This is a genomic window from Teichococcus globiformis, assembly GCF_042646265.1.
Taxonomy (GTDB): domain Bacteria; phylum Pseudomonadota; class Alphaproteobacteria; order Acetobacterales; family Acetobacteraceae; genus Pseudoroseomonas; species Pseudoroseomonas globiformis.
Genome location: NZ_JBHRTN010000012.1, coordinates 56,368 through 66,722 on the forward strand (window position 1 = coordinate 56,368; position 10,355 = coordinate 66,722).

9 protein-coding genes are annotated in these 10,355 nt (G+C 67.9%); 7 read left to right on the forward strand and 2 right to left on the reverse strand.

Translation table 11 applies throughout. The features are described from left to right. Nucleotides 1-15 precede the first annotated feature (15 nt). From hpnA to ACFOD4_RS13425, 7 genes are read left to right on the forward strand one after another with little or no spacing between them, the layout of a single operon-like run. Nucleotides 16-1,029, forward strand: a complete 1,014-nt coding sequence (gene hpnA, locus ACFOD4_RS13395) for a hopanoid-associated sugar epimerase (protein ID WP_379597160.1) — start codon at nt 16-18, stop codon at nt 1,027-1,029. Next, entirely contained in the window at nt 1,026-2,180 is a 1,155-nt protein-coding gene (locus ACFOD4_RS13400) for a glycosyltransferase (protein WP_379597162.1), read from the forward strand. Before hpnA ends, ACFOD4_RS13400 begins: the two co-directional genes overlap by 4 nt. Beyond that, a complete protein-coding gene (gene hpnC, locus ACFOD4_RS13405) occupies nt 2,177-3,025 on the forward strand; it encodes a squalene synthase HpnC (protein WP_379597163.1) in 849 nt (282 codons plus the stop codon). The genes ACFOD4_RS13400 and hpnC overlap by 4 nt, the downstream gene beginning before the upstream one ends. Beyond that, nucleotides 3,022-3,882: a presqualene diphosphate synthase HpnD gene (gene hpnD, locus ACFOD4_RS13410; protein ID WP_379597165.1), complete on the forward strand. Its 861-nt coding sequence runs from the start codon at nt 3,022-3,024 to the stop codon at nt 3,880-3,882. Before hpnC ends, hpnD begins: the two co-directional genes overlap by 4 nt. Before the next feature lie 5 nt (nt 3,883-3,887). Continuing rightward, the gene (gene hpnE / locus ACFOD4_RS13415) at nt 3,888-5,162 is read left to right on the forward strand and encodes a hydroxysqualene dehydroxylase HpnE (RefSeq protein ID WP_379597167.1); all 1,275 of its coding nucleotides are present in this window, start codon (nt 3,888-3,890) and stop codon (nt 5,160-5,162) included. After that, on the forward strand, nt 5,159-7,138 hold the full coding sequence (gene shc, locus ACFOD4_RS13420) for a squalene--hopene cyclase (RefSeq protein WP_379597168.1): 1,980 nt from the start codon (nt 5,159-5,161) through the stop codon (nt 7,136-7,138). Before hpnE ends, shc begins: the two co-directional genes overlap by 4 nt. After that, nucleotides 7,135-7,815, forward strand: a complete 681-nt coding sequence (locus ACFOD4_RS13425; RefSeq protein ID WP_379597169.1) for a phosphorylase family protein — start codon at nt 7,135-7,137, stop codon at nt 7,813-7,815. The genes shc and ACFOD4_RS13425 overlap by 4 nt, the downstream gene beginning before the upstream one ends. Here ACFOD4_RS13425 and hpnH read toward each other — a convergent pair. Beyond that, entirely contained in the window at nt 7,741-8,943 is a 1,203-nt protein-coding gene (gene hpnH, locus ACFOD4_RS13430; RefSeq protein ID WP_379597171.1) for an adenosyl-hopene transferase HpnH, read from the reverse strand. The genes ACFOD4_RS13425 and hpnH overlap by 75 nt on opposite strands. Before the next feature lie 13 nt (nt 8,944-8,956). After that, nucleotides 8,957-9,943, reverse strand: a complete 987-nt coding sequence (ispH, locus tag ACFOD4_RS13435) for a 4-hydroxy-3-methylbut-2-enyl diphosphate reductase (RefSeq protein ID WP_379597173.1) — start codon at nt 9,941-9,943, stop codon at nt 8,957-8,959. Between the last annotated feature and the right edge of the window lie 412 nt (nt 9,944-10,355).

Genomic DNA, 10,355 nt, shown 5'->3' on the forward strand with positions numbered 1-10,355 from the left:
CGAATCGCGCCCTTCATGACCCACAGCCTTGCCGCATCGGCACCGGTGCTGGTCACCGGTGCCTCCGGCTTTCTGGGCTCCGCCGTGGCGCGGGCGCTGAACCGGCGCGGCCTGCGCGTACGGGTTCTCATGCGGCCGCGAAGCCCAACCGGTAATCTCGCCGGAATTGACCATGAGGTGGCGACCGGCGACTTGACCGATCCGGCGAGCCTCGGTACCGCCCTGACGGGCATCCGCGCGCTGTTCCACGTCGCAGCCGACTATCGCCTTTGGGCGCCCGACCCGTCCGCCATGCTGCGGGTCAACGTGGGTGGCACGGAAGCACTGATGCGCGCTGCGCTGGAGGCCAGGGTAGAGCGCATCGTCTATACGTCCAGCGTGGCCACCCTGAAGGTCGCCGGTGCCGGCGCGCCCGTGGACGAGACGGCGGCGGCGCGGCCCGAGGAGGTGATCGGCGTTTACAAGCGCAGCAAGACCTTGGCCGAGCGCGCCGTGGAAACGATGGTCCGGGACGAGGGGCTGCCGGCGGTGATCGTCAACCCTTCCACCCCGATCGGCCCGGGCGACATCCGCCCGACGCCGACCGGCCGCCTCATCCTGGATGCGGCGCGCGGCAAGATCCCGGCCTTTGTGGATACAGGGCTGAATTTCGGCCATGTGGACGACATTGCCGAGGGTCATCTGCTGGCCTTCGAACACGGCCGGATCGGCGAGCGCTACATCCTGGGCGGCGAGAACCTGTCGCTGAGGGATCTGTTGGGGGCGATTGCTGCCGCCACAGGGCGTGCGGCGCCGCGCATCAACCTGCCTCGTGCGCCGCTCTACCCGCTGGCCGTGGGTGCAGAGGTTGTGGCGCGGATCACCGGACGTGAACCGCTGCTGACGCTGGATGGGCTGCGCATGTCGCGCCACCGCATGTTCTTCGACCATTCCAAGGCGGCACGGGACCTTGGCTACCGGCCCCAACCCTGGCAAAAAGGCCTGGCAGACGCGCTAGGGTGGTTCCGCCAGGCAGGATATCTGGCGTGAGCGTTCCCCTTTGTCTTGGCCTGATGGCACTCGCCTCGTGGCTGTATCTTCTGATGGGGCGCGGCCTCTTCTGGCTGGTGCGCGAGCGCGATGAGGTTTCGCCGCCACCGCCGGCGTGCTGGCCCTCCGTGGTTGCCGTGGTGCCGGCACGGGACGAGGCGGATATGATCGCCCGCTCGGTGGGCAGCCTTCTCGGGCAGGATTACCCGGGCTCGTTTCGGGTCATCCTGGTGGATGACGGCAGCAGCGATGGCACGGCACGTGCGGCGCGACTGGAAGCAGAGGCGAGGGGCGCGGCGACGCGGCTCGACATTCTTGCCGGTGCTCCCCTGCCTTCCGGCTGGACCGGTAAGATCTGGGCACAGCATCAGGGCATCGCCGTTGCCGCCGAGGCCAAGCCCGACTACCTGCTGCTGACCGATGCCGACATTCATCACGCGCCCGACAATCTGCGCGCCCTTGTCGCTCGTGCCGAGCAGGGTGGGCTCGCCATGACTTCTCTGATGGCGTTGCTCTGCTGCGGCAACCGAGCCGAGCGCTTCCTGATCCCCGCCTTCGTGTTCTTCTTTCAGATGCTCTACCCCTTCGCCTGGGTGGCGGACCGCTCCGCCCGCACCGCGGCCGCGGCCGGAGGGTGCATGCTGGTACGACGAAACGCGTTGGAAGCCGCGGGCGGCATTGCCGCCATCCGGGGCGAGATCATCGACGATTGTGCTCTTGGCCGTGCCTTGAAGCGGCAGGGACCCGTCTGGCTAGGTCTGACACGGCGGGCCCGCAGCCTGAGGCCCTACAACAGCGTGGCAGACATCGGCCGGATGATCGCCCGCTCCGCGTACGCGCAACTTGGCTACTCACCGCTGCTGCTCGCCGGCACGCTGTTGGGGATGGGGCTCGCCTATCTGGCGCCGCCACTGCTGGCTCTGCTGGTGGAAGGCTGGGCAGCCTGGCTGGGCGCTGCAGCCTGGGCCGCCATGGCCGTGGCCTTCCAGCCCATGCTGCGCTTCTACCGCGTTTCCCCGCTCTGGGGGTTGGCGCTGCCCGCCATCGGCGCTGCCTACGGCCTGTTCACCCTGCAATCGGCCTGGCAGGTCTGGCGCGGACGTGGCGGCATGTGGAAGGGGCGCTTCCAGGCCATGGCAGGGCGGGCATGAGCGCCGCCGCCGAGATGACCTCGGGCAAGGGGCACCGGGACGAGAATTTCCCCGTTGCCTCGCATCTGGTGCGGGCGGAGCTGCGGCCGGCCATTCTGGCATTTTACCGCTTCGCCCGTGCGGCGGATGATGTGGCGGACCACGCCACCGCGTCCCCGGGGGAAAAGCTGGCATGGTTGGACGCCATGGAGGCGGGGCTTGATGGCGATGAAGCCTCCGGTCCGGAGGGCGCGGCGCTGGCCCGTGCGCTGGCGTTGCGCGGCCTGCCTGACCGGCATGCGCGTGACCTGCTGGTCGCCTTCCGCCGTGATGTGACCCAGCGACGCTACGCGAACTGGGCGGAGCTGATGGATTACTGCCGCTACTCCGCCGCGCCGGTCGGGCGCTTCGTGCTTGATCTGCACGGCGAGGGCAGGGCGCTTTGGCCGGCCAATGACGCACTTTGCGCCGCTTTGCAGGTGATCAACCACCTGCAGGATTGCGGCAAGGACTACCGGACCCTGGACAGGGTCTATCTGCCGCTGGACCGGATGGGGGCCGAGCCGGTGGAGTCCCTCGGTGCCGCTACCGCCTCCCCCGCCCTGCGTGCGGTGATCGCCGATCTCGCCCGGCGATGCCAGGAGCTGCTGGCGCAGTCGCGCGGCTTTGCCGCCGAAATCGCGGACCGGCGTCTGGCGCTGGAGGTTGGCGTCATCCAGGCCCTGGCCGAGGATCTGGCGGCGCGACTGACCCGGCGCGATCCGCTCTCCGAGCGTGTGCATCATCACAAGCTGGAAGCGCTCGGCCTCGGCCTGCGTGGGGGTGCGAGTGTGGCGCTGGGCTGGCTGGGAAGGCGCCAAGCATGAGCGCGCAAACGGGCAGAGCCGACCTTTCTGCGATGGAGGCGCAGGTTTCGGGCAGTTCGTTCTATGCCGCCATGCGGCTGATGCCGAAGCGCGAAAGGGCGGCCATGTTCGCCATCTACGCTTTCTGCCGGCTGGTGGACGACATCGCCGATGACGGCACCCGGTCCCGCCCGGTGCGCGCCGAGGCGCTGGACCGGTGGCGTGCCGATCTTGCCGCCTTGTATGCGGGCCACCCCGCGGGGCAGGCAGGCTTCCTGGCGGGGGCAGTGCGCGATTTTGGGCTGCTGCAGGCCGATTTCATGGCGGTGATCGACGGGATGGCCATGGATGTCGCGGCTGATATCCGTGCGCCGGACTGCGCCACGCTCGATCTTTACTGCGACCGGGTGGCAAGCGCCGTGGGCCGCCTGTCCACCCGCGTCTTCGGCATGGAAGCCGCGCCCGGCGAGGCCCTGGCGCATCACCTGGGCCGCGCCTTGCAGTTGACCAACATTCTGCGCGACCTGGACGAGGATGCGGCGATCGGCCGGCTTTACATGCCGCGGGAAGCCCTCCTGGCGGTAGGCATCGCGACGGAGGAGCCGGAGGTGGCGGTGGCCGATCCCCGCATTGATGCCGTGGCACGGCAGCTCGCCACCCAGGCGGAGGCGCATTTCTTCGCAGCGGCGGAGCTGTTGCGGAACCGACCGCGAGGGCGCCTGTTCGCGCCACGCCTGATGGGCGCGGTGTACCACGCCCTGCTGCGCGACATGTGGGCGGCAGGCTGGGCGCCGCCACGGCGCCGGGTGCGTATCGGCAAGCCGCGCCTGCTCTGGCTTGTGGCACGCTGCGCCGCGGCGGTGCCGGGCCGGAAATGAGCGCCATGCCGCGCATCCATGTGGTTGGTGCCGGGTTGGCGGGGCTGTCCGCGGCGGTGGCGCTGGCCGGGCGTGGTCTGCGTGTTGTTCTGTCCGAAGCGGCGCCGCAGGCTGGCGGCCGCTGCCGTTCCTACCACGATGCACAGCTCGGCCTGACCATCGACAATGGCAACCACTTGGTGCTCTCGGGCAACCGGGCGGTAGCCCGTTACATGGCCGCCATCGGCGCCGAGGACCGGCTTGCAGGACCGGGCGAGGCGATGTTCCCGTTTCTGGATCTTCGCGACGGGACCCGTTGGACACTTAGGCCCAATGGCGGGCCGCTGCCCTGGTGGGTGCTGGCGCCGGGCCGCCGCGTTCCGGGAACCCGCATACGGGACTACATGGCCCTGGCACGGCTACTGCGGGCCCGTTCGGCGCAGCGCATCGACGCCATCCTGCCATCCCGCGGCGTGCTGTGGGAACGGCTGCTGCAGCCGGTGCTGGTGTCCATGCTGAACACTCCGCCGGAGCAGGGTTCCGCCGTCCTGGCCGGTGCGGTGCTGCGCGAGAGCCTGGCGCGGGGCGGCGCAGCCAGCCGCCCCCTGGTGGCGGTGCCGGATCTGGAGGCGGCGTTTGTGGCGCCCGCGCTCGGGCATTTGCGACGAATGGGGGAGGAGATCCGCCTCGGCCGCCGATTGCGCCAGTTGGCGATGGAAGCCGGCCGCGTCCGCGCCCTGGGCTTCGCCGATGGAGAGGAGGCGTTGGCGCCGGAAGACCGGGTGGTGCTGGCCGTGCCGCCCTGGACAGCGGCGGAACTGTTGCCCGGCCTTTCCGTGCCGAATCGCTTCCACGCCATCGTCAACGCGCATTTCGCCACCGTGCCGCCACCGGGTGCCGCGCCGGTCACAGGGCTTGTTGGCGGAACGGCTGAATGGGTCTTCGCTTTTCCCGATCGGGTGTCCACCACCACCAGCGCCGCCGATGCGCTGCTGGAGCAGCCCCAGGACGCGCTGGTGGCCCGGCTGTGGCGGGATGCGGCGGCGGCGCTGCGGCTGCCGTGCGGCAACGACCCGCCCCCCTGCCGGATCGTGCGGGAAAAGCGTGCCACCTTCGCCGCCACGCCGGAACAGGAGGCGCGCCGCCCTGGCCCGGCAACGGGGCTCGGTAATCTGTGGCTGGCCGGAGACTGGGTGGCGACCGGCCTGCCCGCGACCATTGAGGGCGCCTTGCGTTCGGGTGAAGCGGCAGCGGAGCTTGCTCTGAAGGGGCTAATGGGTGCAGAGACGTTGGCGCGATGAATGACGTGTCCCTTTCCGCAGTCTCTCTCCATGCGCCGGACGCTTCCTGGCAGGCCGAAGGAGAAGGCGGTCTCGACCGCGACATAGCCCGCGCCGCCGAGGCGTTGCGCCGCCACCAGCAGCCCGACGGGCACTGGATTTTCGAGCTTGAGGCCGATGCCACCATTCCGGCCGAGTACATCCTGCTGCGGCAATACTTGGCCGAGCCGGATGACCCGGAACTGGAAGCGCGAATCGGTCGCTATCTGCGTCGCATCCAGGGCACGCATGGTGGCTGGCCCCTGTTCCAGGGCGGCGCCTTCGACATCAGCGCATCGGTGAAGGCCTATTTCGCGCTGAAGATGATCGGCGACAGCCCCGATGCACCGCACATGGTCCGCGCACGGGACGCCATTCTGGCCGTCGGCGGGGCGGATCGCAGCAACGTCTTCACCCGCATCCTGCTGGCGCAGTTCGGGCAGATCCCGTGGTCGCGCGTGCCGGCCATGCCGGTGGAGATGATCCTGCTGCCGCGCTGGTTTCCGGTGCATCTTTCCAAGATGTCGTACTGGGCGCGCACGGTGGTGGTTCCGCTCCTGGTGCTGCAGGCACTGCGGAAACCGGCGCGGAATCCGCGCGGCGTCACCATTGCGGAGCTGTTCCGTCCCGGCGCGCGCAAGGGGCTGATGCGTACGCATCAGCATCGCGGCTGGTGGGTGTTCTTCAACGGGTTGGATTTCGTGTTGCAGAAGGCCGAGCCTGCCTGGCCGCGCGGCCAGCGGGGGCGCGCCATCCAGCGCTGTGTCGACTTCGTCACCGAGCGGCTGAACGGTGAGGACGGGCTGGGTGCCATCTACCCCGCCATGGCCAACAGCGTGATGATGTTTGACGCTCTGGGCTTCGGGCCGGGGCATCCGGGCCGCGCCATTGCGCGCCGTTCCATCGAGAAGCTGCTGGTGGTGAAGGAGGACGAGGCCTATTGCCAGCCCTGCGTCTCGCCGGTGTGGGACACGGCGCTGGCCAGCCACGCCATGATGGAGGCGCTGGGGGATGACGACGAGGCGGCGCGGCGTGGCCTTGATTGGTTGAAGCCGCGCCAGGAGCTGGAAGTGCGGGGCGACTGGGCCGAGCTGCGTCCCGATGTGCGCCCCGGCGGGTGGGCATTCCAGTACAACAACGCCCATTATCCTGATCTCGACGACACGGCCGTGGTGGTGATGGCGATGGACCGTGCCCGCAACCGGGGCGATGCCGGCAGGGAGTATGACGAAGCCGTATCGCGCGGTGCGGAATGGGTGGCGGGATTGCAGAGCGCGAATGGCGGCTGGGGCGCCTTCGATGCCGACAACACGCACCACTTCCTGAACAACATTCCCTTCTCGGACCATGGGGCGCTGCTGGACCCGCCCACCGCCGATGTCAGCGCCCGCTGCGTCAGCATGCTGGCCCAACTCGGCGAAACCGACAGCCCGCGCATGCGGCGTGCCATCGACTACCTCGAGCGGGAGCAGGAGGCGGATGGAAGCTGGTTCGGCCGGTGGGGGATCAACTACATCTACGGGACGTGGTCGGCGCTCTGTGCGCTGAACGCGGCTGCTTTCGACGGTAGTCGTCCCAGCGTCCGCCGCGGGGCCGACTGGTTGATCGGAATCCAGAATGCCGATGGCGGCTGGGGCGAAGATTGCGCCAGCTACAAGCTGGACTACAGGGGCTACGAGGCGGCACCCTCCACCGCCTCGCAGACCGCCTGGGCATTGCTGGGGTTGATGGCGGCCGGGGAGGTGGATCATCCGGCCGTGGCCCGTGGCATCGCCTGGCTGCGCGAGCACCAGGCCGAGGACGGGCTCTGGGAGCAGGAAGCCTACACCGGTGGCGGCTTTCCGCGGATCTTCTATCTCCGCTACCACGGCTATCCGAAGTTCTTTCCTCTCTGGGCACTGGCAAGGTACCGAAACCTGAGGCTCGGAAATTCCGGGCGCGTGGATCTGGGGATGTGATCCTCGCCGCCACCGGGCTGCTACGGGAGGGCCGTATCCTGGCAGGACAGGGCATCCGGCCTCTGGCCGGTGGCGGTGATCCCGCGCGGCTGTTGGCGCTGCTGGATCGCTGGGCAAGAGAGGCTGACGGGATCATCAGCATCGGCCTTTGTGGGGCGCTGTCGCCGCGGCTGCGCCCCGGGGACTGGGTGGTGGCGGAGGCGGTGCTGGATGGGGATGAACGCCACGCGGTGGATGGCCCCTGGGCGTCCCGGCTGATGGAGGCGCTGCCGGGCGCGGCGCAGGGCATGCAGGTCGGGCAGGACGGGATGCTGACTGATGCCGCCGGGAAGGCTGCCCTGCACCAGGCAACCGGAGCCCTGGGCGTGGACATGGAATCCCATGTCGCAGCGCGGGTGGCACTCCGTCACGATCTGCCCTTTGCCGTGGCGCGGGTGGTTTCGGATGATGCGGGCCATGACCTGCCGCCTGCCGCCGAAGCGGGGATGCGCCGCGATGGCGGCATGGACCTGGCTGCCGTTCTGCGCAGCCTGGCCCGGGATCCACGGCAGTTGCCGGCGCTGATCCGCACCGGCTGGCACGCCGAACGTGCCTTCCGCGAGTTACTCCGCGGCCACCATCGGCTCGGGCCCGGGCTTGCCGGTCCCGCCGGTGCGGGTGATGCGGGGCTTGTGTGAGTTCGATCCATGCTTGGCAGTGCGGATTTCTGCCAGCTTGGTTTCCACATGGCGAGAGAACACGAAATCGGCCGGGCGCTGATTGTCCAGCGGAATATCCTGGGCCATGGCACCGTCCGTGCGGACGCCACGGATGGCAACTCCCAGCGCCTTGATCGGGTGGCGGATCATGTCATCCACCGCCGAGGCCTCGAAGCCCGAATGGACCATGCAGTCGGCACATTTCTCGTAATGTCCGACGCCGTACTTGTCCCACTCGGTGTCGTCCATCAGTTCCCGAAAAGTCTTGGCATAGCCTTCGCCCAACAGGTAGCAGGGCTTCTGCCAGCCGAACACGGTGCGGGTCGGGTTGCCCCAGGGCGTGCACTTGTAGGCCTCGTTCCCGGCCAGAAAGTTCAGAAACATGCGGGACTGCGTGAAGGGCCAGGCCTTGCCGCCCCTGCCGCGCGCCAGGATGCCGCGGAACAGCTCCTTGGTCTTGGTGCGGTTCAGGAAGTGCTGCTGATCCGGCGCGCGCTCATAGGCATAGCCGGGCGAGACGGTGATGCCGTTCAGCCCTAGTTCCTTCATCTCGTCGAAGAAGGCCGCCGTCTGCGCCGGATCCGCGTCGTTGAACAGGGTGCAGTTGATGCTGACCTGGAAGCCCTTGGACTTGGCGAGGCGGATGGCCTCGACCGCCTTCTCGTACACGCCCGTCTGGCAGACCGACTTGTCGTGCATCGCCTCGTTGCCATCCAGGTGGATGGACCAGGTGAAGGCCTCGTTCGGCGTGTAATCGTCGATCTTCTTGGCCAGCAGCAGGGCGTTGGTGCAGAGGATGACGAACTTGCCCCGCGCCAGGTAGCCCTTGACGATTTCCGGCATCTCCTTGTGCAGCAGCGGCTCGCCGCCGGCGATCGAGACGACGGGGGCGCCGCATTCGTCGATCGCCTCCATGCATTCGTCATAGGACAGGCGCTGGTTCAGGATCTCGTTCGGATAGTCGATCTTGCCGCAGCCCGCACAGGCCAGGTTGCAGCGGAACAAGGGCTCCAGCATCAGCACGAGGGGGTAGCGCTTGCGCCCCGAAAGCTTCTGGCGGACCAGATAGGTTCCGATCCGGGCGGCTTGCCGCAGAGGGATTCCCAAGGGTGCTGCTCCTTTACCGGCCCGCCCGCAAAACGGCTTGGCCAGGCGATGTCATGGGCGCGACGGCCCGGGCTTCCCCCCGGCGTAGCTCGGCGGGCAGGCGGAATTCAACCTCTTCGCGGATGCCGTCCATGGCCGTCACCTCCACCGAAGCGTGGCGGCGCAAGGCCTCGATCACATCCAGGACCTTCTCCTCGGGCGCCGAGGCCCCCGCCGTCAAGCCCAGGCGTTGCACCCCGACGAGCCAGGCCGGATCGATCTCGCTGCCATCGGCGACGAGGTGGCTGGGCAGGCCGCATTCGGTGCCGATCTCCCGCAGGCGGTTGGAGTTGGAACTGTTGCGAGCTCCGACCACCAGAAGCAAGTCGACCATCTGGCACAGATCCCGCACCGCCTTCTGGCGATGCTGGGTCGCGTAACAGATGCTGTCGGTTTCCGGACCCTGGAGATCGCTGAAGCGAGCCTTCAAGGCGGCGATCACAGATCGAGTGTCATCAACGCTCAGGGTTGTCTGTGTCACATACGCCAAGGGAAGGTCAGACGGCAGGTCAAGCGCGGCGACATCGGCCGATGTCGCCACAAGATGGACCGGGCCAGGCATCTGGCCGATCGTTCCCTCAACCTCCGGGTGGCCGGAATGGCCGATGAGGATCAGGCTTCTTCCCTGCGCCATGTAGCGGCGGCCGTGGATATGAACCTTGGCGACCAGGGGGCAGGTGGCATCCAGAACCGGTAGGCCGCGCCGTCCAGCTTCCTCAACCACGGAGCTCGGAACGCCATGGGCGCTGAAGATAGTGACAGCACCATCCGGGACCTCGTTCAGCTCCTCGACGAAGACCGCGCCCCGCTTCTTCAGCTTCTCCACGACATGCTGGTTATGCACGATTTCGTGACGAACATAGACCGGTGGACCGAATTGCTCGAGCGATCGCTCCACGATTTCAATTGCACGCACCACGCCCGCGCAGAAGCCTCGTGGCTGTGCAAGAACGACCTTCATCATGGCCAGGCCTTTCCGTTCTGGACGCGCCCGCTGCCATGCCGCGGACCCGGCGGCGCATCGGCAACAGGTTCCCCAAAAGGTTGTCTGTTCCACGGAAGAAGGCCGGCCAATCCTGCTGGAACATCCCCGTGATGCAAGAGGGCAAGTGAGCATTATTGTCGAACACCAAGAATGCAGATGCAACCTTGTGCTTGAGGGGCAAGAGGGAAGCTCTTCGGACTTGATGCCTTGACTCCTGACCGGCCGCTGCGCTCTCTCTGCCCCCTTGCCTTGATGCCAGAGCCAGGCTGACCGGCCCTGCCGCGCACCATCACCCGGAGGTCATGATGTCCGAGAGGAAGTTGAGGACGCCGTTGCTGGACCGGGTTGTGGAGCCGCGGGACCTGCGGAATTTTTCGGCGGAGCAGTT